Source organism: Kitasatospora sp. SolWspMP-SS2h, assembly GCF_003259315.1.
Classification (GTDB): Bacteria; Actinomycetota; Actinomycetes; order Streptomycetales; family Streptomycetaceae; genus Kitasatospora; species Kitasatospora fiedleri.
Genome location: NZ_QLLT01000005.1, coordinates 271,995 through 296,177 on the forward strand (window position 1 = coordinate 271,995; position 24,183 = coordinate 296,177).

General features: G+C 74.2%; 18 protein-coding genes, 1 tRNA gene and 1 rRNA gene. 8 read left to right on the forward strand and 12 right to left on the reverse strand.

Annotation, left to right across the window (positions count from 1 at the left end):
• Positions 1-123 precede the first annotated feature (123 nt).
• Positions 124-1,557, reverse strand: coding sequence for a Cys-Gln thioester bond-forming surface protein (locus K353_RS08760; protein WP_111553005.1), 1,434 nt, complete (start codon positions 1,555-1,557; stop codon positions 124-126).
• 272 nt (positions 1,558-1,829) lie between these two features.
• Positions 1,830-2,459 carry a single-stranded DNA-binding protein gene (locus K353_RS08765; protein ID WP_111553006.1) on the reverse strand — a complete coding sequence of 210 codons (630 nt, stop codon included), beginning with the start codon at positions 2,457-2,459 and terminating at the stop codon, positions 1,830-1,832.
• 771 nt (positions 2,460-3,230) lie between these two features.
• On the opposite strand from K353_RS08765, the gene K353_RS08770 reads away from it, so the two are divergent.
• A tRNA-Arg gene (locus K353_RS08770) sits at positions 3,231-3,303 on the forward strand.
• 95 nt (positions 3,304-3,398) lie between these two features.
• Here the strand turns inward: K353_RS08770 and K353_RS08775 are convergent.
• Positions 3,399-4,013 (reverse strand): TetR/AcrR family transcriptional regulator, encoded by a 615-nt coding sequence (locus tag K353_RS08775; protein ID WP_111553007.1) that lies wholly within the window; start codon positions 4,011-4,013, stop codon positions 3,399-3,401.
• Positions 4,014-4,063: 50 nt separating this feature from the next.
• Between K353_RS08775 and K353_RS08780 the strand changes: the two genes are divergently transcribed.
• Together K353_RS08780 and K353_RS08785 are read left to right on the forward strand one after the other, a co-directional pair.
• Positions 4,064-4,624 carry a GNAT family N-acetyltransferase gene (locus K353_RS08780; protein ID WP_111553033.1) on the forward strand — a complete coding sequence of 187 codons (561 nt, stop codon included), beginning with the start codon at positions 4,064-4,066 and terminating at the stop codon, positions 4,622-4,624.
• A gap of 228 nt (positions 4,625-4,852) precedes the next feature.
• Positions 4,853-5,689, forward strand: coding sequence for an enoyl-CoA hydratase/isomerase family protein (locus K353_RS08785; RefSeq protein ID WP_111553008.1), 837 nt, complete (start codon positions 4,853-4,855; stop codon positions 5,687-5,689).
• Between the two features lie 162 nt (positions 5,690-5,851).
• Here the strand turns inward: K353_RS08785 and K353_RS08790 are convergent, their stop codons facing one another.
• Positions 5,852-7,069 (reverse strand): acyl-CoA dehydrogenase family protein, encoded by a 1,218-nt coding sequence (locus K353_RS08790; RefSeq protein WP_111553009.1) that lies wholly within the window; start codon positions 7,067-7,069, stop codon positions 5,852-5,854.
• A 147-nt stretch (positions 7,070-7,216) separates the two neighbouring features.
• On the opposite strand from K353_RS08790, the gene K353_RS08795 reads away from it, so the two are divergent.
• Both K353_RS08795 and K353_RS08800 read left to right on the forward strand, forming a co-directional pair.
• On the forward strand, positions 7,217-7,873 hold the full coding sequence (locus tag K353_RS08795; RefSeq protein WP_111553010.1) for a TetR family transcriptional regulator: 657 nt from the start codon (positions 7,217-7,219) through the stop codon (positions 7,871-7,873).
• A 106-nt stretch (positions 7,874-7,979) separates the two neighbouring features.
• Positions 7,980-9,188: a glycoside hydrolase family 5 protein gene (locus K353_RS08800; protein ID WP_111553011.1), complete on the forward strand. Its 1,209-nt coding sequence runs from the start codon at positions 7,980-7,982 to the stop codon at positions 9,186-9,188.
• A gap of 26 nt (positions 9,189-9,214) precedes the next feature.
• On the opposite strand, the gene K353_RS08805 is transcribed toward K353_RS08800, so the two are convergent.
• Positions 9,215-11,242 (reverse strand): M3 family metallopeptidase, encoded by a 2,028-nt coding sequence (locus K353_RS08805; protein ID WP_111553012.1) that lies wholly within the window; start codon positions 11,240-11,242, stop codon positions 9,215-9,217.
• 308 nt (positions 11,243-11,550) lie between these two features.
• On the opposite strand from K353_RS08805, the gene K353_RS08810 reads away from it, so the two are divergent.
• Entirely contained in the window at positions 11,551-13,239 is a 1,689-nt protein-coding gene (locus tag K353_RS08810) for a bifunctional 3'-5' exonuclease/DNA polymerase (RefSeq protein ID WP_111553013.1), read from the forward strand.
• Positions 13,240-13,254: 15 nt separating this feature from the next.
• Here K353_RS08810 and K353_RS08815 read toward each other — a convergent pair whose 3' ends face one another.
• Positions 13,255-14,436 carry a PP2C family protein-serine/threonine phosphatase gene (locus tag K353_RS08815; RefSeq protein ID WP_111553014.1) on the reverse strand — a complete coding sequence of 394 codons (1,182 nt, stop codon included), beginning with the start codon at positions 14,434-14,436 and terminating at the stop codon, positions 13,255-13,257.
• Between the two features lie 348 nt (positions 14,437-14,784).
• Between K353_RS08815 and K353_RS08820 the strand changes: the two genes are divergently transcribed.
• The gene (locus K353_RS08820; protein ID WP_100840336.1) at positions 14,785-15,003 is read left to right on the forward strand and encodes a heavy-metal-associated domain-containing protein; all 219 of its coding nucleotides are present in this window, start codon (positions 14,785-14,787) and stop codon (positions 15,001-15,003) included.
• Between the two features lie 99 nt (positions 15,004-15,102).
• Positions 15,103-17,352, forward strand: a complete 2,250-nt coding sequence (locus K353_RS08825) for a cation-translocating P-type ATPase (RefSeq protein ID WP_111553015.1) — start codon at positions 15,103-15,105, stop codon at positions 17,350-17,352.
• 7 nt (positions 17,353-17,359) lie between these two features.
• Here the strand turns inward: K353_RS08825 and K353_RS08830 are convergent, their stop codons facing one another.
• From K353_RS08830 to rrf, 6 genes are all read right to left on the reverse strand, one after another.
• A complete protein-coding gene (locus K353_RS08830) occupies positions 17,360-18,079 on the reverse strand; it encodes an SDR family NAD(P)-dependent oxidoreductase (RefSeq protein WP_111553016.1) in 720 nt (239 codons plus the stop codon).
• A 461-nt stretch (positions 18,080-18,540) separates the two neighbouring features.
• A complete protein-coding gene (locus tag K353_RS08835) occupies positions 18,541-19,830 on the reverse strand; it encodes a citrate synthase (RefSeq protein WP_111553017.1) in 1,290 nt (429 codons plus the stop codon).
• Positions 19,831-20,062: 232 nt separating this feature from the next.
• Positions 20,063-22,261, reverse strand: coding sequence for an ATP-dependent RecD-like DNA helicase (locus K353_RS08840; protein WP_111553018.1), 2,199 nt, complete (start codon positions 22,259-22,261; stop codon positions 20,063-20,065).
• Between the two features lie 710 nt (positions 22,262-22,971).
• On the reverse strand, positions 22,972-23,103 hold the full coding sequence (locus K353_RS36485; RefSeq protein ID WP_255410692.1) for a hypothetical protein: 132 nt from the start codon (positions 23,101-23,103) through the stop codon (positions 22,972-22,974).
• A gap of 441 nt (positions 23,104-23,544) precedes the next feature.
• Positions 23,545-23,781 (reverse strand): hypothetical protein, encoded by a 237-nt coding sequence (locus tag K353_RS34280; RefSeq protein ID WP_158585371.1) that lies wholly within the window; start codon positions 23,779-23,781, stop codon positions 23,545-23,547.
• 111 nt (positions 23,782-23,892) lie between these two features.
• Positions 23,893-24,009 (reverse strand): 5S ribosomal RNA (rrf, locus tag K353_RS08845).
• Positions 24,010-24,183: the final 174 nt, after the last annotated feature.

Sequence of the window (24,183 nt, forward strand, 5' to 3'; positions counted from 1 at the left end):
CGCCCGCGGGCCCGCCGGGCCGCCGGCTGCGGGGGCCCGGTACGCGAACGGCCCCGCCGCCCGGGCGGGCGGCGGGGCCGTCCCCCGCCCGGCGCGGAGGCCGGGCGGGTTTCAGCTCGTCGTTCAGGAGGTGCGGCTGTGGCGGCCGCGGCGGCGCATGCCGTAGACCGCGGCACCGCCGGCGACGACCAGCACGCCGGCCAGGGTGGCGGTCAGGCCGGTGCCCATGCCGCCACCGGTGGAGGCCAGCTCGGGGCCGGTCGGGCTGGGCGACGGCACCGGGGAGGCCGGGGCCGAGGCGGACGGCGTCGGGGTCTGGGTGGCGCTGTCGGTCTTGCAGTTCAGCAGGCCGCCGAACTGCTTGGAGAAGCCGCCCGGGCCGGTGACGGTGAAGTCGTACTTGGTGTCCTCCTCGACCGGCAGGGTCACGGCCTCGGTGCCGTTCGGCTTGACCGTGTACTCCTTGCCGCCGACCTTGAAGGTCGCGGGCTGGTCGCCCTTGTTCCCGAGGGTGACCACCAGGGCGCCCTTGGTGCAGTCGATCGCGGCGTCCGCGGTCGGCACCGCGCCCTGCGGCGCCCAGGAGAGCGTGGCGAGGGCGTTGACCTTGACCTTGTCGGCACCGGCCAGGATCAGGGTCTGGCTGTGCTTGCCGTTGTCGTCGCCGACGAAGGCCCGGCCGATCTTGATGGTCGCGGTGGCGTCGGCGGTGACGGTCGCGGTGCCCGCGTCCGCGCCGGCCGGGACCTTGGCGAACAGCTGGTCGCCGCTCTTGGCGGTCTTCACCGCGGCGCCGTTCTTGTCGACCAGGGCGATGCCCGCGTCGGCGCCCTTCTTGTCCAGCGCGACGGTGACGTTGTCGGTGGTGCCGCCGGTGGTGACGGTGATCGGGCCGAGCAGGTCACCGCTCTTGCCCGCCCCCGAGCCGGGGTTGAGGGCCAGCGAGGGCTTCGGCTCCTCGGCGCCGCCCTTGGCGTCGGCCTGGGCGATCAGCCAGTCGGTGAACTTCTTGGTCTTCTCGTGGTCGTCGCTCTGCTTGGTCGGCACGTTCGGGTCGGAGTAGTGCCAGATCGCGACCTGGGTGGCCGCGGCGGCGTCGTCCTTGGTGAGCCCGGCGATGCCGGAGGCCTTGCTGAGCGCGCCCTCGTCGACGTTCGGGAAGGAGTGCTCCAGCAGCCACTGGATCTTCGGTCCGGCCTTGGCCTTGGCCTTCTCCGGCTGGGACAGCGAGGTCGAGGCCCAGTCGGTCTCGTGGTAGGTCGCGTCCTTGAGCGTGTCGTTGAGCAGGTCGATGCAGTACACCTGGAGGACGGTGTCGGTGCCGATCACCTTGAGGCTGAACTGCCCGGCGGTGACCGGGAGCCAGCGACCGGGGCGGACCTCGTGCTCGATCTGCTCCCCGTAACGGATGCCGCCGTCCAGCTTCGCCTTGACCCCCGTGGCGGGGTCGTCCGCAGCCGCCGTACCGGCCGCGAGCAGGCCCGAACCGACCGCGAGGCCGGACGTGAGCATGACAGCGACGATGCGGGAGACGGCCCGCCCCTGCTTGTGGAACATGTGGGATCCCTCCGGGCGGCGACGTGCCTTCTGGCAACCCGCCCCCTGCAAAGCGGCACCCCCTGCGGCACCGCTGCACGTGTGTGGACCAGACGCATCCTATTGACACGACCCGACCGCTCCAGGCCCGTAGCGAATCAGGACAATATCGTGGCTGTTCTGTTATCAAGGAGCTGGTTGCCGGAGCGAGTTGATGAGTCGACATAAAGCCAAGAGGCGCCTCCGCGGCAATCAGGATTGCACTCCCCGACTCAAGAAGTGCCCCGATCGGGTCAGTTCAGAACCCCCTCCGTCACATCCGCATCCCCTTCCCCAGACACCCCACCAGTCCCGCCCCCGCCCTCGGCGGCCTCCTCCGCCCGGCGCCGGGCCGCGACCGCCGCCACGATCCAGTCCGGAACCGCCTCCTCCACCAGCCGCACCGCCCGCTGCCCGCCCTCCGCCGACGCGGGCACACGCGCGGGCCCGGACGCAGGGGCGGGCCCGGACGCAGGCGCGGACGACACGGCCGCCGAACCGCCGCGCACCGGCTCCGACGTGCCCTCCAGCGCGCGCCGGAACACCGAGGTGCCCCGCACCAGGTCGTGGCCGACCGAACGGGCCTCGATCTCCACCTCCGTCCGCCGACTCCCCTCCTCACCCCACTCGCGGACCCGCAACCGCCCGCTCACCAGCAGCGGATCCCCCTTGTTCACCGAACTGACCAGGTTGACCGCGAGGCGCCGCCAGGCCACCACCGTCACCCAGGTCGTCTCGCCGTCCGTCCAGTCGCCGCGCTCACGGTCGTAGCGCCGCTCCCGCGCGGCGAGCCGGAAGTTCGCCACCGGCACCCCGCCGGACGTCTCCCGGTACGTCACGCCCGACGCGGCGTTGCCGACCATCGTCACCAGTGCCTCGTCCATTCCGACTCCTCCGCTCCCGGCCGTGGCGGCCGACGGTCTTTCCCGGCGGAATCCCCGCCGGGAAAGATCCTCCGCCTTCCGGGAAATCCCCGCCAGGTCCTTCCGTGCCCCTGTGGACAACCCGGCCCTGTGGAAAACCGGAGTAACTCCCGCGAGTGAATTCACGCGCTTTCCGGTCGGAAATTGACCATTTGAATGCCGTGCCCACGACAACAATCCGAGCACCCCGGACAAATGCCGCCCCGCGTCCGCAACCGGACCCGCCCCGCGTTCTTCCACCCACGATCCGGCCCCGATCCGGTTCCGATCCGACCCCGGCCGGACCCCGGCCCCGCGCCCCGTCCACCGCAGGGACCGTTCGGACACCTGCGCCGACCACCCCTTCCGGTGACCGCCCGCACACCCTCCGGACACCCGGGGTCCAGCGGCGAAACCACGAACGGGTGGCCCGCATCTCGCCCCGTCCATGTCATCCGACCGGTGGAACCCCTAAACGCGCCCCCACCCGCGGCCCGCTCGGGACGATTGCCCCCGCCGAATCCATAACGGGTGGGGTCGCAGCCCCGTAACGACTGCACAACGTCCCGCTCCGAGAGCCGGTAGACCGCTGCACTCCACGGGACTACCTGCGATTATCGGACCGCCCCGCGGAGGCCGACACACCCCGGTCCGGTCTTCGAAGTCGAGGGGGCGGAACTGAACACCCGTATCCTGTCCCGGAACATCCCGTCCCGGCCCAGGCCCGGCAAGCGGGCCGACGTCAGCACCCCGGCCCCCATAGCTCAGCGGATAGAGCACCCGCCTTCTAAGCGGTAGGTCGCAGGTTCGAATCCTGCTGGGGGCGCCCACACACTCCGACCGGCCGCGACACCACCGGACGAGTCCTCCCGCGCCGCACCCGGCCCGCTTCCCCACCCCGCCTGCCCGTTCCCGGCGCGGTCACTCCTCCCCCGCCGCCAGGTCCGCCAGGAACCCGTCCAGCAGTGCGCGTTGGCGCGCCGGCGGGAACTCCGCGGGGGCGAACAGCGCCTGCACCACCAGCCCGAGGACGAAGGACTGGGCCCGCGCGGCGAGGTCCTCGGCCGGGCGGCCGGCGGGGAGTTCACCGAGTTCCTGGGCCTCCGCGCAGAGTTCGGCCATCCGCCGGCGGGCCCGGCGGTAGCGCTCGGCGTGCTCGGCGGTGAGCGCGCCGTCGCCGAGGGCGGCGTCCCAGGAGCCGACCCAGACCCGGTTGTCGGCGGCCCCCTGCGCGTCCAGCGGCAGGACGTCGAGCAGCACGGCGCGCAGCACCGGCAGGCCGCGGGCGCCGGCGGCGGCCTCGGTGGCGGGCCGGTGGCGCTCGGCGGCCTGCCGGTCGAGGACCTCCAGCGCGTGGGCGACCAGCGCCCGCTTGTGGGGGAAGTAGTGGGTGAGCAGGCCGGTGGAGGCGCCGAGTTCGGCGGCCACCGCGCGCAGGGTCAGTCCGCCGAAGCCGCGGTCGGCGAGCACCCGCCGCACCGCCTCCGAGACGTCGCGCCGGCGGGCTTCGTGATCGCCCCGTGCGGGTGGAGTCATGCGCGCTAGGGTACCTACCAAACGTTTGTTATGTACCCGAGGGGATGCCGATGTACGCCGTAGCGCTCGCCGAGGACGCCGAACTGCGCCCGCTGGAACCGTGGCAGGCCGCGGAGTTCCTGGAACACATGGACCGGGCCCGGGCCGGGATCGATCCGTGGATTCCGTGGGCGACCCGCAGCACCGATCCGGATTCCGCCCGGGCGACGCTGCGGAAGTTCGCCGAGAAGCAGGCCGCCGACACCGGCCGGATCCACGGAATATGGCGGCGCGGAACGCTGGTCGGCGGCGTGATGTTCGTCCAGTTCGACGCGGTGGGCGGGGTCTGCGAGATCGGCGTCTGGACCGAGCCGGCCGGGCAGGGCCGCGGCCTGGTCTCCGCCGCCGTCCGCCACCTGCTGGACTACGCGCTGCTCGAACGCGGCCTGTACCGCGCCGAGTGGTGGAACAGCACGGTCAACCTGCGCAGCCGGGCCGTCGCCCGGCGCCTGGGCATGACGCTGGACGGCACCCTGCGGGGGCACACCGAGCACCTGGGCGTCCGGCTGGACCTGGAGGTCTGGTCGATGCTGGCCCCGGAGTGGCGGGCCGCCCGCACCACCGCCCGCTGACCCGTCACCCGTCGCCCTCCGCCCTCGCCGCCCTCGCCGCCCTCCGTCCGCTGACCCGTCGCCCTCGCCCCCCGCCGTCCTCCGCCCACTGACCTTCCGCCCGCCGATCCGCCGCCCCGCGAGCATCGCCCCCGCCCCGCCGCCCGGTTGACGCGGATCACATGGCCCGCCCCGCGCCCGCGTGAAAGGCTGACGGCCCGTCCGGCCCCGTCCTCCGAGAGGCCCGCCATGCCCACCGTGCCCGCGCGCACCGCCCACCCGCTCGACCGCCCGGGCCCCGGGGACGTCGAACTGCCCACCGGCGCGGCGGGCTTGCGCTGCTGGGTCGGTCAGGACCGGGTGGCCACGCTGCTGCTGGAGCGCCCGGAGCGGCGCAACGCGGTGACCGGCGCGATGTGGCGGGCGCTGCCGCGGGTGCTGGCGGTGCTGGCCGCCCGCCCGGACGTCCGGGTGCTGGTGCTGACCGGCGCGGGCGGCGCGTTCTCGGCGGGCGCGGACATCGCCGAGCTGGCCGAGGTGTACGCCGACCCGGCGTCCGCCGACGCCTACCACGCCGGGAACGTGGCCGCGGAGGAGGCGCTGGCGGCGTTCCCGCGCCCGACCCTGGCGGTGGTGCGCGGCGCCTGCGTGGGCGGCGGCTGCCAGTTGGCGCTGGCCTGCGACCTGCGGCTGGCCGCCGAGGACGCCCGGCTGGGCATCACTCCGGCGAAGCTGGGCGTGGTCTACCCGGCGGTCCCGACGCTGCGGCTGGCCGCGCTGGTCGGCCCGGCCCGGGCCAAGTACCTGCTGTTCTCCGGCGCGTTGCTGCCGGCCGCCCGCGCGGAACTGTTCGGCCTGCTGGACGAGGTCGTCCCGTCCGCCGAACTCGACCACCGTGCGCGGGAGTTCGCCCGGCTGCTGGCCCGCCGCTCGCCGCAGACGATCGGCGCGGTGAAGGCCGTACTGGCGGCCGGCCCGGCGGACGCGGCGGACGCCCTGGCCCCCTGGGAGCGCGCGTCCCGGACGTCCCCGGACGTCCGGGAGGGTCTGGCGGCTTTCCTGGAGCGCCGCGAACCCGAGTTCTGACCCGCCCGCGGAGCCGGGGAGCGCCCGGTGGCCGCCCGGAGCCCGGTGCCGGAGGCTTCCGGCGCCGCCCGGCGCGGCGGCGCGGCGGAGCGCCCGGCGGTGGCGGCGGTACTGGTGGGTGCCGCCACCGCCGGGCCGTTCGTGTCCCGGAGGACGGGCCGCTCAGCGGATCGGCGCCCCCGAGATCGCCCGCGCGATGACCAGCCGCTGGATCTCGCTGGTGCCCTCGAACACGGTGTAGATCGCGCTGTCGCGGTGCATCCGCTCGACCGGGTACTCGCGGGTGAAGCCGTTGCCGCCGAGGATCTGCATGGCCTGCGCGGTGACGAACCTGGCGGTCTCGCCGGCGTACAGCTTGGACATCGAGCCCTCGGCGCTGGTGAACGGCCGGTTGTTGACGGCCATCCAGGAGGCCCGCCAGACCAGCAGCCGGGCGGCGTCGATCCGGGTCTTCATGTCGGCGAGCTGGAAGGCGACGCCCTGGTTCTCGATGATCGGCCTGCCGAACTGCACGCGGGTCCCGGCGTAGTCGAGGGCGACCTCGTACGCGGCCCGGGCGATGCCGATGGCCTGCGCGCCGACGGCGGGGCGGGAGGCTTCGAAGGTGGCCATCGCCGCGTTCTTGCCGCCGCCCCTGGTGCCCTCGCGGGCCCGGGCGAGGCGGGCGTCGAGCTTCTCCTTGCCGCCGAGCAGGCAGTGGCCGGGGACGCGGACGCCGTCGAGGACGACCTCGGCGGTGTGCGAGGCGCGGATGCCGTGCTTCTTGAACTTCTGGCCCTGGCTGAGGCCCTTGGTGCCGGGCGGGATCACGAACGAGGCCTGGCCGCGCGAGCCGAGTTCGGGGTCGACGGTGGCGACCACCACGTGGACGTGGGCGATGCCGCCGTTGGTGGCCCAGGTCTTGGTGCCGTTGATCACCCACTCGTCCTTGGCCTCGTCGTAGACGGCGCGGGTGCGCAGCGCGGAGACGTCGGAGCCGGCGTCGGGTTCGGAGGAGCAGAACGCGGCGACCTTGACGTCGTCGGGGGTGCCGAACATCTGCGGGGCCCAGGTGCCGATCTGCTCCTCGGTGCCGTTGGCGAGCACGGCGACGGCGGCCAGCGTGGTGCCGGTGATGGCCAGCGCGATGCCGGCGTCGCCCCAGAACAGTTCCTCCATGGCGATCGGGATGCCGACGCCGGACGGGTCGAAGAACTGCTGGGCGTAGAAGTCCAGCGAGTAGATGCCCAGCTTGGCGGCCTCCTGGATGATCGGCCAGGGGGTCTCCTCGCGTTCGTCCCACTCCGCGGCGGCGGGGCGGATGACGTCGGCGGCGAAGCCGTGCAGCCAGTCGCGGACGGCTATCTGGTCCGGCCCGGGGTCGAGCGAGAAGGTGGTCATGTCGGCCTCCAGGAGACGGTCGTACGGGCCGGAGGGTGCACGCCACTGCGCTGTTACCTCCGGTAACATGGCGGCGAGTCTGCTACCGATAGGTAACCGGTGTCAACGCCCGCCGATCCGCCTACCCGCCCGCACGAGGAGCAGCGCATGACCACCGACCCCCGCACCGGCCCGCCCGCCGGCCCCCGCGCCGCCGACCGCACCGAGCCCCGCCGCGAGCAACTGCTCAACGCCGCCGACCGGGTCGTCCAGCGCGAGGGCCCGGGCGCCAGCATGAACGCGATCGCCGCCGAGGCCGGCATCACCAAGCCCATCCTCTACCGGCACTTCGGCGACCGGAACGGCCTGATCGGCGCGCTGACCCAGCGCCACACCGCCGGGCTGCTGGCCGCCGTCCGCGCGGCGCTGAACGAGCCGCTGGAGCGCCGCGACCGGGTCGAGCACGTGCTGGACGTCTACCTGGCCGCGATCGAGTCCCGCCCGCAGGTGTACCGGCTGCTCACCCACCCCGAGCCGGGCGACCCCACCGGGGCGGGCAACGCGCTGGCGCCCGCGCTGCGGCAGATCGCCGAGGAGATCACCCGCGCCATCCAGCAGCAGGTCGACCTCGGCCAGGACGGCCCGCTGCTCTCCGAGACCTGGGGGCGTTCGATCACCGGCATGGTGCTGGCCGCCGGCGACTGGTGGCTGGAGACCCGCCCCTGCCCGCGCGCCCGGATGGTGCAGGCCCTCGCCGACCTGCTGTGGGGGCGGCTCTCCGCCGCCGCCGACCTGCCGCCGATGCTGGCCGCCCCGGAGTCCTGAACCCCCTTACGTCGCACCGAACATGAGCATGTCTCACCTCTTGTGCGGCGGGGGCGGCTCCGGCAGGATCGGCGCACCCCGCCCCCGCCCGCCGTGAGGTGCCCCCGTGCGCGTCCTCCGCTCCGCCGCCGCCCTACTGCTCACCGCCGCCGCCGTCCTCGGCACCGTCTCGGCCGGGCCGCCCGCCGGCCCCGGCCGGTCCGCCGCCCGCGGCCCGGCCGCCGCCCGCGAGGTCTCCGCCACCACCCTCGCCGACGGCCGCACCGTCCTCACCGACCGCCGCGGCCGGGTCCTGGACCTGCGCGGCTTCAACCTCGACAAGTACGACGAGACCACCGAGGCCGACCTGCGCGCGCTCTCCGCCGCCGGCTTCCGGCTGGTCCGGATCGCGGTCTCCTGGTCCCGGCTCGAACCCGCCCGCAGCCACTACGACCGGGCCCGACTCGCCCGGCTGCACCGGCTCCTGGACTGGGCCGCGGAGTACCGCCTGTACGCGGTGGTCGACTTCCACCAGGACGTCTACGGCCAGTACTTCCTCGGCGGCGACGGCGGCGCCCCCGCCTGGGCCACCCGCGACGACGGCCTGCCCTTCACCCCCGACCCGGACGACTGGTTCGCCGGCTACTTCCAGCCCGCCGTCCAGGCCGCCTTCCGCCACCTCTACGACGACCCGGACCTGCGCCGCGCCCAGGCCGACCTGTACACCACCGTCGCCCGCGAACTGCGCGGCGCGCCCGCCCTGCTCGGCTACGACCTGTTCAACGAGCCCTTCGGCCCGGTCGCCGGCGACCCCGCCGACCCGGCCGTCCTCGCCGCCGCCTCCGCCGCCCTGGAACGGGGCCGGCTCGCCGCGATGTACCGCCGCCTGATCACCGCCGTCCGCCGGGCCGACCGCGATGCCTGGCTGTTCGTCGAACCCACCGTCCTGGTCGGCCAGGGCGTCCCCACCCGCCTGCCCGGCTTCACCGACCCCCGCCCCGGCGCCGACCGGATCGGCTACGCCCCGCACTTCTACGACACCGCCGTCGAGGCCGGCCTGGACTGGGACCCGTCCGGCGGCTTCGTCGAGGCGTACACCGCCGCCGTCACCGCCTACCCCCGCGCCCACCGGCTGCCCGTCCTGGTCGGCGAGTGGGGCCCGCCCTCCGCCGCCACCCCCGGCAACGCCGAACTGATCCGCCGCCAGCTCACCGCCATGCGCGCCTTCGCCGCCGGCTGGACCATGTGGTACTGGTGCCGCGGCGACGGCGGCTACTGCGCCCTCACCCCCGACGGCCGCCCGGCCCCCGGCTACGGGCCGGTCTTCGCCTCGTAGCCCCCGACCCGGGCGACCGCGCGCCCCTAGTCGAGCCCCCGGCGGACCAGCAGCGGCCCGATCTCCGGCTCCCGCCCCAGCACGTCCCGCACGCACTCCAGCGCGTCCCGGCTCCCGCCCCGCGACAGCAGCCGCTCCCGGAACAGCTGCCCGCTCTCCCGCGCGTCGCGCCCGCCGGAGCCGAACCACTCCACCGTCTCCGCGTCCAGCACCTCCGACCAGATGTACGCGTAGTACCCGGCGCTGTACCCGTTCGAGAACACGTGGTTGAAGTACCCGGTGCGGTAGCGCGGCGGCACCGCCGCGACCGCGATGCCCGCCTCGGCCAGCGCCCGCGCCTCGAACTCCTCCGCGTCCGCGACGACCGGGTCGTCCGCGCCGCGGGTGTGCCAGGCCCAGTCGAGCAGCGCCGCCGACAGGTACTCGACGGTCCGGAAGCCCTGCCCGTAGTTCTCGGCGGCGAGCATCCGCCCGACCACGGCGGCGTCCAGCGGCTCGCCGCTCTCGTGGTGGCGGGCGTAGTTGGCCAGCACCTCGGGCCGGGTCATCCACATCTCGTTGACCTGGGACGGGAACTCGACGAAGTCGCGCGGCACCTCGGTGCCCGCGAACGACGGGTACTCGACGTCCGAGAACAGCCCGTGCAGCGCGTGCCCGAACTCGTGGAACAGGGTGCGCACCTCGTCCCAGCTGAGCAGGGCGGGCTCGCCGGGCGCCGGGCGGGCGATGTTGAGGTTGTTGACGACCACCGGGCGGGTGCCCAGCAGCCGCGACTGGGCGACGAGTTCGTTCATCCAGGCGCCGCCGCGCTTGGACTCGCGGGCGTGGAAGTCCCCGATGAACAGGCCCAGCGCCGAGCCGTCCGCGTCGAACACCTCGAAGACCCGCGCGTCGGGGTGGTACGCGGTCAGGTCGGGCCGCTCGGTGAAGGTCAGCCCGTAGGCGAGCCCGGCCGCGAAGAAGACGCCGTCGCGCAGCACCCGCTCCAGCTCGAAGTAGGGGCGCAGCGCCGCGGTGTCCACGTCGTAGCGCTCGGCGCGCACCTTCTCGGCGTAGAACGCCCAGTCGTGGGCGGCCAGGTCGTCGATCCCGTCGGCGGCCGCGGCGGCGGCCAGGTCGGCGGCCTCGCGCTCGGCGTTGGCGACGGCGGGGGCGACCAGCCGGCCGAGCATCGCGCCGACCGCCTCGACGGTGCCGGCCGTCTCGTCGGCGACCACGTACGAGGCGTGGGTGGGGTGGCCGAGCAGGGCGGCGCGTTCGGCGCGCAGCGCGGCCATCTCGGCGGCGAGCGGGCCGTTGGTGTCCAGGCCGCGGCTGAGCGAGGCGGTGAGCAGGCGGCGGCGCAGGTCGCGGTCGGTGAGGCGGGCGAGTTCGGTCTGCTGGGAGAAGTTCTTCAGGCTGAGCACCCAGCGGCCGTCCCGGCCGAGCGCCCGGGCGTTCTCCGCGGCGGCGGCGATCTCGGCCTCGGGCAGGCCGTCGAGGGCGGCGGCGCTGTCCACCGCGACCGCGCCGGCCAGCGAGGCCGCGTGCGTGTTCCTGCGGAACGCGGCGCCGTCGGCGGCGAGTTCGGCGTTGATCTCGCGCAGCCGGCGCTGGCCGTCGGCGTCCAGGCGGGCGCCGGCCCGGACGAAGGCGGTGTGCCGGCGCTCCAGCAGGCGCAGCGACTCGGCGTCCAGGCCGAGGCCGTGCCGGGCCCGGTGCAGGGCGTCGAGCCGGGCGAACAGCGCCGGGTCGAGGTGGATCGCGTCGGCGTGCGCGGCCAGCAGGGGGCTGATCTCGGCGTCGAGCGCCTGGACGCCGGGGGTGGTGTCGGAGGAGTCCTGGTTGAAGAAGACCGCCGTCACCCGGCGCAGCACCGCTCCCGAACGCTCCAGCGCCACCACGGTGTTGTCGAAGGTCGGCGGCTCGGGGTCCGCGGCGATCGCGGCGACCTCGGCGAGCTGGTCGGCCATGCCCCGCTCGAAGGCCGGGCGGTAGTGCTCTTCCCGGATCTCGGCGAAGGGCGGGAGCTCGTACACCAGGGCGCTGGGCGAGAGGAAGGGATTGTCGCTCATGTCGGCGAGATTACGGGCCCCCGGGCGCCGGCGGAACACTGGCACGGCAAGCCGCCGCCCGGCCCCGCCCCGCGCGCCCCACCCGCCCCGGCCCGCACCCCCTCCCCCGGCCCGCGCACCCCTTCCGGCCGCGTACCCCCGGCCCGCGCGCCCCTTCACCCGCGCGTCTCCCGCTCGCGCCGCGACGCCGGCTGTCACCCCCACCGGCTACCGTCGTCAGGTCCCGTCCCCGGGCCCCGGACGCCCCCGAGAAGCACTGAGCAGCACCGAGAAGCACCGAAACAGCCGGCCGAGAGGAGCCGCCGCCCGTGCGCTACGCCCTGGTGCCCGACCCGCACGGCCCGGGCGGCCGACTGCGGCCGCTCGGCGAGGACGGCGCGCCGCTGGGCCCGCCCGAGCGCGCGCCGCGACTCGCCGAGGCGGTGGCCGCGGTGGAGGCCGCGCACGCCCCGCGCTGGGTGTGGCCGACGGCGGACACCGGGTACGGCCCGCTGTTGGCCGCCCTGCCGGAGCGGCTGGCGCGCTGCCACGACCTGCGGCTGACCGAGGCGCTGCTGCTGGGCCGGGAGGGCCGGTTCGGGGCGCCGCGTTCGCTGGGCGCGGCCTGGGCCCGGCTGCGCGGCCTGCCGGTGCCGGCCGACCTGCCGGAGGGCGCGCTGCCCGACGAGGACGGCCTGTTCGCCCCGGACCGGCTGCAACTGCCGCCGGGAACGGACCAGTTGGAGGCCACCGTGGCGGTCCACGCGGAGCAGCTGCGGCGGCTCGCGGCGATCGCCGACCCGGCGGCCCGCGCCCGGTTCCGGCTGCTGGTGGCGGCCGAGTCGGCGGGGGCGCTGCTGGCCTGCGAGATGGCGCACGACGGGCTGCCCTGGCGCTCCGACGTGCACGACGGGCTGCTGACCGAGCTGCTCGGGCCGCGCCCGGCGATCCCGGGCGCGCTGCCGCCGAAGCTCGCCGAGCTGGCCCTGGAGGTGCAGCACGCGCTGGGCGCCCGCCCGTTCAACCTGGACTCGCACACCCAGGTGATCAAGGCGTTCGCCGACCGGGGCGTCCAGCTGTCCTCGACCCGCTCCTGGGAGCTGAAGGCGGTGGACCACCCGGCGGCGGCCCTGATGGTGCGCTACAAGGAGCTGTCCCGGCTGCACGCCGCGCACGGCTGGGCCTGGCAGGCGGCCTGGGCGCGCGGCGGCCGGTTCCGCCCGGAGTACGTGGTGGGCGGCGTGGTGACGGGCCGCTGGGCCTCGCGCGGCGGCGGCGCGCTGCAGATCCCGCGCACCCTGCGCGGCGCGGTGGTGGCCGATCCGGGCTGGCTGCTGGTGGTCGCGGACGCGGCGCAGCTGGAGCCCCGGGTGCTGGCCGCCCTGTCGGGGGACGCCGGGCTGGCCCGGACGGCCGCCGGCGGCGACCTGTACGCGGCGCTGGCCGCGAGCGCGTTCCAGGGCGACCGGGACAAGGCGAAGCTGGGCCTGCTGGGCGCGATGTACGGCCAGACCGGCGGCGGCATCGGCCCGCTGCTGAACACGCTGCGCCGCCGCTACCCGGCGGCGATGGGGTACGTGGAGGCGGCGGCCCGCACCGGGGAGGACGGCGGGGTGGTGTCCTCCCGGCTGGGCCGGGCCTGCCCGCCGCCCTCGGCGGACTGGCTGGACCTGACGGAGGCCCCGGAGTCCGGCGAGGCGGGCGGCCGCTCGGCCCGCGCCCGCGGCCGGTTCACCCGCAACTTCGTGATCCAGGGCAGCGGCGCGGACTGGGCGCTGGCCCTGCTGGCGGCGCTGCGCCGCCGGCTGGCCGCGCTGCGCTCCGGCGACGACCGCCCGCACCTGGTGTTCTTCCAGCACGACGAGGTGGTGGTGCACACCCCCGCCGACCTGGCCGACGCCGTCGCCGCCGCCGTCGCCGAGGCCGCCGAGGAGGCCACCGCCCTGGTCTTCGGTGACACCCCGGTGCGCTTCCCGCTGAGCACTGCCGTGGTCGACTGCTACGGGGACGCGAAGTGAGCGTCCCCGCCCGGCTCAGGGCACCGCGTCCGGCGCGGGCCGGGTGACCAGCAGCAGCAGCGCGTCGTCGCCGAGTTCGCCGCCGGTGTGCGCCAGCAGGTCGGCGTACAGGCGGGCGACGGCGGCGTCGAGGTCGGCCAGCGAGCGCCAGCCGTCGCGGACCAGCGGCCCGGCGCGTTCGGCCAGCGGGTAGAACTCGCCGCCGGGCGCGCCCTTCGCCTCGATCACGCCGTCGGTGCACAGCACCAGCACGTCGCGCGGGCCGAACGGCACGGCGGTCGGGCTGGGCCGGCCGCTGACCAGGTGGCCGAGGCCGAGCGGCAGCCAGGGGTCCGCGGGTTCGAGCACCTCGGCCCGCCCGTCGGCGCGCACCCGCAGCGGCGGGACGTGGCCCAGGTGCAGCAGGTCGACGCTGCCGGGCTCGCGGAAGGCGGCGAACACCGCGGTGGTGAACTCCCCGTCGGGCACGTGCCGGCGCATGCTGGCCTCGATCCGCCCGGCCACCGCGGGCAGCCGCTCCTCGTCGTACGCGGCCTCCCGGAACGCGCCGAGCACCACCGCGGCGGTCTGCACCGCCCCGAGCCCCTTGCCGCGGACGTCGCCGACCAGCACCCGGGTGCCGTACGGGGTGTCCAGGACGGAGTAGAGGTCGCCGCCGATCCGGGCGGCGTCCGCGGCGGACACGTACCGCACGGCCAGCCGCAGCGGCCCGACCACCGGTTCGGGCTGGCGCAGCAGCGCCCGCTGGGCGGCCTCCGCGACCGAGCTGACGGCGGCGAAGGCCGCGGCTCTTCGCATCCGCAGTTCGGCGATCCCGGCGCTGAGCGCGGTGACCGCGACGTAGCTGACCATCGCGCCGTACAGGAAGCGGCTGTCGTTGAGGTTGTCGACCTCGTCGTAGCCGCTGAGGACGAGCAGTGCCATCAGGCCGAGGAAGCAGACCGCGAGCAGTTCGCGCGGGCGCAGGGTGAGCGCGGCGACCGACGGGACGACGACCATCAGCGGGGCCAGGTAGCGGTCCTGCCCGGAGAGGTAGTCGGCGAGGGAGACGATCGCGATGGCGAGCAGCGCGGGCCCGGCCCGCCGCAGCAGCGACAGGTCCTGGAGGTCGGCCGCCAGCAGGGCGTTGCGCTGCCGGCTGGGCGGCACTCCGCCGGTGCGGCCGGACGGCGTGCCGTTCCCGCGTCGAAAGTGCACCTACCGAACATATCGGACAGCGGGCCACCCTGCTCCGTCCGGGCGAAACACCGGCGGCACCGGACGCAGGGCACCCGGACGCCCGGCCCGGGCCCGCGCCCCGGGCGGCGGCGCCCCGCCGGGCCTGGCCGTTCGGATGACCGCCGACGGGCGGCCCGGCGTGGAGCCGCCCGGCGCCGCCGCTCCCGATCCGGCGCGCACTACCCTCGGGGGCGGGCCGCGGACGTGCGGGCCGGAACGCGCCCCGCCCTCGGCGGAATACCCCCAGGGGGTACTGTGGTTGTCCGAGGCGCAGCCCGCCTCGGGCCCGGCATCCGGCCCCGCCCCAGCACGTTCCGGGAGGTTCCCATGTCCAGCACCGTCACCTACACCGTCAGCGGGATGAGCTGCGGCCACTGCGAGAAGGCGATCGACGGCGAGGTCTCCGCGCTGCCCGGCGTCACCGCGGTCACCGCCGACGCCCAGGCCGGCACCGTCACCGTCACCGCCGAGCCCGCCCCCAGCGACGAGCAGATCGCCGCCGCGGTGGACGAGGCCGGCTACGAACTGGTCGGCCGGGCCGCCTGACCCGCCACGGGGCGGCCCCGCGCCGCCCCGCCCGCCCGTCTGCGCACCGCAGCGCACCACACCCACACCCGAGCGAACCCGAGCGAACCGGACGAGCTGATGAGCACCACCACCGACCCCGCCGCCCGCGACCGCGTCGAGCTGTCCATCGGCGGCATGACCTGCGCCTCCTGCGCCGCCCGGATCGAGAAGAGGCTCAACCGGATCGACGGCGTACGGGCCAGCGTCAACTACGCGACCGAGAAGGCCCGGGTGGACTTCGGCCCCGGCACCAGCGTCGCCGACCTGATCGCCACCGTGGAGCGGACCGGCTACACCGCCGAACTCCCGCCCCCGCCCGCCGCGCCCGCCCCCGGGCCCGCCGACCCCGCCGGGTCCGCCGAGCCCGACCCCCTGCGCGACCGGCTGCTGGTCAGCGCCGTGCTCAGCGTCCCCGTCGTGCTGCTCTCGATGGTCCCCGCCCTGCAGTTCGACAACTGGCAGTGGCTGGCCTTCGCGCTCACCGGCCCGGTCGTCGTGTACGGCGGCCTGCCGTTCCACCGGGCCGCCTGGACCAACGCCCGGCACGGCGCGGCGACCATGGACACCCTGGTCTCGCTCGGCACCCTGGCCGCGTTCGGCTGGTCGCTGTGGGCGCTGTTCTGGGGCGACGCCGGGATGCCCGGCATGCGGCACACCTTCTCGCTCACCGCCGGCGCCACCGACGCCTCCTCCGCGCTCTACCTGGAGACCGCGTCCGCCGTCACCACCTTGATCCTGCTCGGCCGCTGGCTGGAAGCCCGCTCCAAGCGCCGGGCCGGCGCCGCCCTGCACGCCCTGCTCGACCTCGGCGCGAAGGACGTGGCGGTGCTGCGCGACGGCCGGGAGGTCCGCGTCCCGATCGGGCAACTCGCCGTCGGCGACCGGTTCGTGGTGCGCCCCGGCGAGAAGATCGCCACCGACGGCACCGTGGTCGAAGGCACCTCCGCCGTGGACGCCTCCATGCTCACCGGCGAATCCGTACCCGTCGAGGTCACCACCGGGGACACCGTCACCGGCGCCACCGTCAACGCCGGCGGCCGACTGCTCGTGCAAGCCACCCGCGTCGGCGCCGACACCCAACTGGCCCGCACGGCCCGACTCGTCGAGGACGCCCAGAACGGCAAAGCCGCCGCCCAACGCCTGGCCGACCGGATCTCCGCCGTCTTCGTCCCCGCCGTGATCCTGATCGCCCTCGCCACCCTGACCGGCTGGCTCCTGACCGACCACCACCCCGCCCAGGCCTTCACCGCCGCCGTCGCCGTCCTGATCATCGCCTGCCCCTGCGCCCTGGGCCTGGCCACCCCCACCGCCCTCCTCGTCGGCACCGGACGCGGCGCCCAACTCGGCATCCTCATCAAGGGCCCCGAAGTCCTGGAGAACACCCGCAGAGCCGACACCGTCGTCCTCGACAAGACCGGCACCCTCACCACCGGACAGATGACCCTCCACGCCCTCCACACCACCCAGGACACCGACGAGAACCACGCACTACGACTCGCCGGAGCCCTCGAACACGCCTCCGAACACCCCATCGCCCGCGCCATCGCCACCGCCGCCCGGGAGCGGCTGGGTGACCTGCCCCCCGTCGAGGACTTCGAGAACCTCCCCGGCCTGGGCGTGCGAGGCACCATCGACGGACACACCGTCACCGCCGGACGCCCCACCCTCCTCGACACCCCCCTGCCATCCGCCCTCGCCGCCGCCAAGACCACCGCCGAACAAGCCGGACGGACCGCCATCACCCTCGGCTGGGACGGCACACCCCACGCCGTCCTGGAAGTCGCCGACACCCTCAAACCCACCAGCGCCGAAGCCGTCACCCGACTACGCGCCCTGGGCCTGCGCCCCATCCTGCTCACCGGCGACAACCGGGCCACCGCCGAGACGATCGCCGCCGAAGTCGGCATCCCCGCCCACGACGTCCACGCCGACGTCCTCCCCCACGACAAAGCCGCCACCATCCGAGACCTCCAACACCAAGGCCACACCGTCGCCATGGTCGGCGACGGCGTCAACGACGCCGCCGCCCTCGCCCAAGCCGACCTCGGACTCGCCCTCGCCACCGGCACCGACGCCGCCATCCACGCCGCCGACCTCACCCTCCTGCACGACGACCTGCGCACCGCAGCCGACGCCATCCGCCTCGCCCGCCACACCCTCACCACCATCAAAGGCAACCTCTTCTGGGCCTTCGCCTACAACACCGCCGCCATCCCCCTCGCCGCCACCGGCCTCCTCAACCCCGTGATCGCCGGAGCCGCCATGGCCACCTCCTCCCTCTTCGTCATCGCCAACAGCCTCCGCCTCCGCAGGTTCCGCACAACCTGACGGAGCGTCAATGGCCCAGCAGTTCGCCGCCGTTGCAGTGCAGGATCTCGCCGGTGATGAACCCGGCCTCGGCGGAGGCGAGGAAGTAGACGGCGGCGGCGACCTCCCCGGGCTCGCCGATCCGGCCGAGCAGCGTGCGCGCCGAGCGCCGGGCCACCTCGGCCTCGTCCAGTCGCGGGCCGAAGAACTCGGTGCCCGCGACGGTGCCCGGGGCGACGATGTTGGCGGTGATCCCGGACGGGCCGAGCTGGGCGGCCAGGAAGTGGTTCCAGGCGTGCAGGGAGGCCTTCGCGGCCCCGTAGGAGCCCGCGCCGCGCAGCGCGGCGATCGAGGAGACGGTGACCACCCGGCCGGAGCCGGGGGTGAGCCGGTCGCGGACGGACTCGGTGAGCAGCACCGCGGTCAGCACGTTGCGTTCGAAGTCGCCGCGCCAGCGGGCCAGCACCGCGTGCGGTCCGGCGCCGGGCACGGTCTCCCGGCTGCCGGCGTTGTTGACCAGCACGTCGATCCGGGCGGGCAGCACGTCCAGGGCGGCCTCCACCGCGTCCGGGTCGGCCAGGTCGCACACCAGCGGGGTGACGTTCGGGCCGAGCTCCCGGACGGCGCGGTCGAGGACGCCGGGGCGGCGGCCGACGATCACCACCCGCTCCCCGGCCTCGGCGAAGCGCCGGGCCAGATCCAGCCCGATGCCGGTGCCACCACCGGTGACGACGACGTTCCTGGCCATTGCGCACTCCCTCCCTGACCGTTCGCCGCGCCGCGCGCCGCGGGCGGTCCGTACCGGATTGCCACGATTCCTATCACGCTGGGTTGCGAGGCCGGTGGGGTGGGTGACGCCGTACGCCGGCCGTACGGTGTGGTATGCGCGCGGACGCCCGGGTGCGCGGACGCACACGGAGAGTGGAGAGAGCCAACTCACACCCCCCCGGCGTAACTCTGCGCCCCCTGGTACGTCTTACCTTTTGTAGAGCGGGGCTCCGGCGGGCCCCGGACGGGCTGTCGATTCGTCGACCGCCCTCGCGCACGGCACCGGGCCGGACCCGGACCCGGGGACGCTTTGAGCGGCCGTTCCCGACCGGGCCCGTCCCGGGCGCCGTGCGCCCCAGCACGGCGACACGCGAAGGGGCCCGGCCCCGCCCCCTGTACGGGAGGGCGGGACCGGGCCCCTTCGGCCCTGCGGCCGACGGCTCAGCGCGCGTCGAGCGGCACGTAGTCGCGGATCTCCACGCCGGTGTAGATCTGCCGCGGGCGGCCGATCCGGCTGGTCGGGTCCTTGATCATCTCGTGCCAGTGGGCGATCCAGCCGGGGAGCCGGCCGATCGCGAACAGCACGGTGAACATGCTGGTCGGGAAGCCCATCGCGCGGTAGATCAGGCCGGTGTAGAAGTCCACGTTCGGGTAGAGCTTGCGCGAGACGAAGAAGTCGTCCTTGAGCGCGTGCTCCTCCAGCTTGAGCGCGATCTCCAGCAGCTCGTCGGACTGGCCGAGCTGGGCCAGCACCTCGTGGGCGAGCACCTTGACCTGCGCGGCGCGCGGGTCGAACGCCTTGTAGACGCGGTGGCCGAAGCCCATCAGCTTGACGCCGTCCTCGCGGTTCTTCACCTTGCGGATGAACCCGTCGACGTCGCCGCCGTCCTTCTGGATCTGCTCCAGCATCTCCAGCACGGCCTGGTTGGCACCGCCGTGCAGCGGGCCCCAGAGCGCCGAGATGCCCGCCGAGATCGAGGCGAACAGGTTGGCGTGCGAGGAGCCCACCAGGCGCACCGTCGAGGTGGAGCAGTTCTGCTCGTGGTCCGCGTGCAGGATGAACAGCTTGTCCAGGGCGTTGACCACGACCGGGTTCAGCTCGTAGTCCTCGGCCGGGACGGCGAAGGTCATCCGCAGGAAGTTCTCGACGTAGCCGAGGTCGTTGCGCGGGTAGACGAAGGGCTGGCCCATCGCCTTCTTGTACGCGTAGGCCGCGATGGTCGGCAGCTTCGCCAGCAGGCGGACCGTCGACAGGTTGCGCTGCGCCTCGTCGAACGGGTTGTGGCTCTCCGGGTAGAACGTGGAGAGCGCGCCGACCACCGAGGAGAGCATCGCCATCGGGTGCGCGTCCCGGGGGAAGCCCTGGTAGAAGCGCTTGACGTCCTCGTGCAGCAGGGTGTGCTGGGTGATCTCGTTGCTGAACGCCTCCAGCTCGCCGGCCTTCGGCAGCTCGCCGTTGATCAGCAGGTAAGCGGTCTCGATGAAGTTGGCCTCCGAGGCCAGCTGCTCGATCGGGTAGCCGCGGTAGCGCAGGATTCCGGCGTCACCGTCAATGAAGGTGATCGCGGACTTGTTGGCGGCGGTGTTGCCAAAACCGTTGTCCAGGGTGACCAGGCCGGTCTGCGGAAGCAGCTTCGAGATGTCGAAGCCGGAGTTGCCCGCAGTGCTCTCGACGACGGGGTACTCGTACTCGCCGTCCTGGTACCGCAGTACTACCGATTTGTCGCTCACGTCTTCCTCACCGACGAAATTGATCCTCATCCGACTGCCCTGACTGTCTCAACGATCCCCCACCGAAGGACGGCCGCGCACCCGGGGGTGACCCCGGGAAGGACCGGGGCCTACAAACTCCGCTGCCGCCACCGGTGCGAACCGGACAAGATCGGCAGCGGCACCGGACCAGGTTCCGCCCTAAATCTCTTCACGTCAAGACAACCTCTGAACGTACCGTACCCCCTGGAACTCAGCCCGCCGCCAATCTGTGGTCCAGCGCGGAGTGCCGCCGACCGGCGCTGACCGCCCGCACCGCCTGCCCGATGGCCTTGCGCGACCCGACCAGCACCACCAGCTTCCGGGCCCGCGTCACCGCCGTGTACAACAGGTTGCGCTGGAGCATCGTCCACGCCGAGGTGGTGACGGGAATCACCACCGCCGGGTACTCGCTGCCCTGCGAACGGTGGATCGTCACCGCGTACGCGTGCGCCAGCTCGTCCAGCTCGTCGAAGTCGTACGGGATCTCCTCGTCCTCGTCGGTCATCACCGTCAGCCGCTGGTCGTCCACGCTCAGTGCCGTCACGACGCCCACTGTGCCGTTGAAGACGCCGCTGCGCCCCTTGTCGTAGTTGTTCCGGATCTGGGTGACCTTGTCGCCGACCCGGAACGTCCGCCCGCCGAAGCGGCGTTCGGGCAGGCCCTCGCGGGCCGGGGTGACGGCCGACTGGAGCAGCGTGTTCAGCGCGCCGGCCCCGGCCGGGCCGCGGTGCATCGGCGCCAGCACCTGCACGTCGCGCCGCGGGTCCAGGCCGAAGCGCTGCGGGATGCGGCGGGCCACCACGTCCACCGTCAGGCCCGCCGCGCGCTCCGCGTCGTCCTCCACGAACAGGAAGAAGTCCGGCAGGCCCTCGGTCAGCGGCGGCAGGCCCTCGTTGATCCGGTGCGCGTTCACCACCACGCCGGACTGCTGGGCCTGCCGGAAGATCCTGGTCAGCCGGACCGACGGGATCGGGCTGCCGGGCGAGAGCATGTCCCGCAGCACCTCGCCCGCGCCCACCGAGGGCAGCTGGTCGACGTCCCCCACGAACAGCAGGTGCGCGCCCGGCGCCACCGCCTTGACCAGCTTGTTCGCCAGGATGAGGTCCAGCATCGAGGCCTCGTCGACCACCACCAGGTCCGCGTCCAGCGGCCGGTCCCGGTCGTAGGCCGCGTCACCGCCCGGCTTCAGCTCCAGCAGCCGGTGCACCGTCGACGCCTCCGCGCCGGTCAGCTCCGCCAGCCGCTTCGCCGCCCGCCCGGTCGGCGCCGCCAGCACCACCTTCGCCCGCTTCGCCAGCGCCAGCTGGACGATCGAGCGCACCGTGAAGGACTTGCCGCAGCCCGGGCCGCCGGTCAGCACCGCGACCTTCTCGGTCAGCGCCAGCCGCACCGACTGCTCCTGCTCCGGGGCCAGCTCCGCCCCCGTCCGCTTCGCCAGCCAGCCCAGCGCGGCCGGCCAGTCCACGTCCCGGAACCACGGCATCCGGTCCCCGTCCGCCCGCAGCAGCCGCAGCAGCTGGCCCGCCATCGACAGCTCCGCCCGGTGGAACGGCACCAGGTACACCGCCGTGACCTGCTGCCCGTCCGCCCCCGGCAGCCGCTCGCAGACCACCCCCTCCGCCGCGACCAGCTCCGCCAGGCAGTCGATCACCAGCCCGACGTCCACCTGGAGCAATTTCACGCCGTCCGCGATCAGCCGCTCCTCCGGCAGGTAGCAGTGCCCCTGATCGGTGGACTGCGACAGCGCGTACTGCAGGCCCGCCTTCACCCGCTCCGGCGAGTCGTGCGGGATGCCCACCGCCTGCGCGATCCGGTCCGCCGTCAGGAAGCCGATGCCCCACACGTCCGACGCCAGGCGGTACGGCTGGTTCTTCACCACCCCGATCGAGGCGTCGCCGTACTGCTTGTAGATCCGCACCGCCAGCGAGGTCGACACCTGGACGCCCTGCAGGAAGACCATCACCTCCTTGATGGACTTCTGCTCCTCCCACGCCTTGGCGATCATCTTCGTGCGCTTCGGGCCCAGGCCCGGCACCTCGATCAGCCGCTGCGGCTCGTTCTCGATCACCTCCAGGGTCTCCACCCCGAAGCGCTCCACGATCCGCTCCGCGAACCGCGGCCCGATCCCCTTGATCAGCCCCGAGCCCAGGTACCGCCGGATGCCCTGGACGGTGGCCGGCAGCACCGTCGTGTAGTTCTCCACCGTGAACTGCCGCCCGTACTGCGGGTGCGAGCCCCACCGCCCGAACAGCCGCAGGCTCTCCCCCACCTGCGCCCCCAGCAGCGCCCCCACCACCGTCAGCAGGTCGTTCGCCCCGCGCCCGGTGTCCACCCGGGCGACCGTGTACCCCGTCTCCTCGTTGGCGTACGTGATCCGCTCCAGGACCCCCTCCACCTGAGCCAGCTGCACCGGACACCTCACCCGCGATCAGGAACACGCCACCGGGAAAGGTACTCCGCCCGACCGACAGGCCGGTCGCACCCGACGGCACCGCACACCCGCGGCGCACCACCCCGCCCCCGCGCGCCCTCCCCCAGCGGAGCACCCGCGGAACGACCCGCCGTCCCGCCACCCCCTCCGGCACCACCGCGCCCGCCGCCCGACCGCCGCCCGGTCCGGGGCGAGCGCCGGCGCACCCGGACCGGCCGTGAAGGCCCGCCGCCCGACCGCCACCCGGTCCGAGGCGAGCGCCGGCGCACCCGGACCGGCCGTGAAGGCCCGCAGGCCGAGGGCCGGACCGAGCGGCCACGGCAGCGCCGGCCCGAGCAGCGTGCCGCCGCCGCCGATACCCGGAACACCGTCTCCAGCACGGCCACCAGACCTTCCCCCGACGCCACATCAACTTCCCATCCAGGAAACGAACTTCGACCGGTACGCCGCAGCCCAACGCCCCCACCCGCCGGCGCGGTCTCCGTCGCCCGCGCGACCGCCCCCGCAGCCGCGCCCCGCACCCGGAACCAGCTCGCTCCCGCGTCCGCATAGAACGAGCCGCCCGGAAACCGATTTGCCGTCACCGGCTCTGCCAGCTAAGGGAGTTCCACCCTCACGCCGAGCGGCTCAGCCAGCTTCGGCACCACGGCGAACACCGCCGGATCGACCCCCGTCCAAGCCGACGCCCTTCACGGTCGCACCGTCTCGTCCGAGGTCAGCGCCGCCAGCCCGCCGCGCACCTGGAGCACCCCGACCACCCCCGGCACCCGGCCCAACACCCCCACCGGCAGCGGACGCTGCGCCAGGCCCAAGACCACCACGTCACCGCCCGCCCCTCCCGGAGGGTGCGACGGTGAAGGACGTCGGGCACCACGCAGGCCAGCACGGGCACCAGCACCAGTTGAGGGTCCGCCTCGGCTCCCGCCGGGGGCCACACAGCCGCAGCCGGGGCACGTCCGCCCCTTCCACGACCAGCCGCGCGGACAACCCCGACGCCCGCCTCGGGCCCCGCCGACGCACCAGCTTCCGACCCGCCCGGCGCGCCACCCATCCGTCCACCGGACGGACACCGCCCAACCCCACCAGCAGGCCCGCCAAGGCCACCGGAGCCCCCTCCAGCAGCCGAACGGCGGTCAGCGCGGGCTCACCCGCGCCCCGGGCCCGCTGGAGCGCCAGCGCCGCCTCCCTGCGCCGCGCCTCCAGCCGGGCTGCGACCACCACCGTGGACACCCGACCGCCAGCAGAACCGTCGGCGCGAACGACTACAGCACCACCCTCCGGGCCCGCCACACCGCAGAGGTGTCCACCAGCGCCGACAACCGCTGGGTCAGCTTCGGCACCCCCATCCTCCTGGTCCCGGCCGGGCAGGGGAACCGGTCCGAGACCACCCCGCCGCACGCCGACACCGACACCACCAGCGCTTCATCGTCCGACCCGTCCAGCGGCTCCAACTCCCCGACCACCACCGCTCCGATCGACCCGGCCGATCCGGACGTCACCACCCACCCCCCGGCCCCTTCAGCCCGAACCGCTCCAACGACGCAGCGGACAGACTCGGGAACGCGAGAAAGCCCCCTGACATCCCGTCAGGGGGCTTTCCCACAAAGATTGTTCGGCGGCGTCCTACTCTCCCACAGGGTCCCCCCTGCAGTACCATCGGCGCTGTGAGGCTTAGCTTCCGGGTTCGGAATGTAACCGGGCGTTTCCCTCACGCTATGACCACCGAAACACGGTGAAACGTGTCGCCACCCACCCGTGGCGGGGTAGGGGTCGTTGTTTCAGAACAACACAGTGGACGCGAGCAACTGAGGACAAGCCCTCGGCCTATTAGTACCGGTCAACTCCACCCCTCACAGGGCTTCCATATCCGGCCTATCAACCCAGTCGTCTACTGGGAGCCT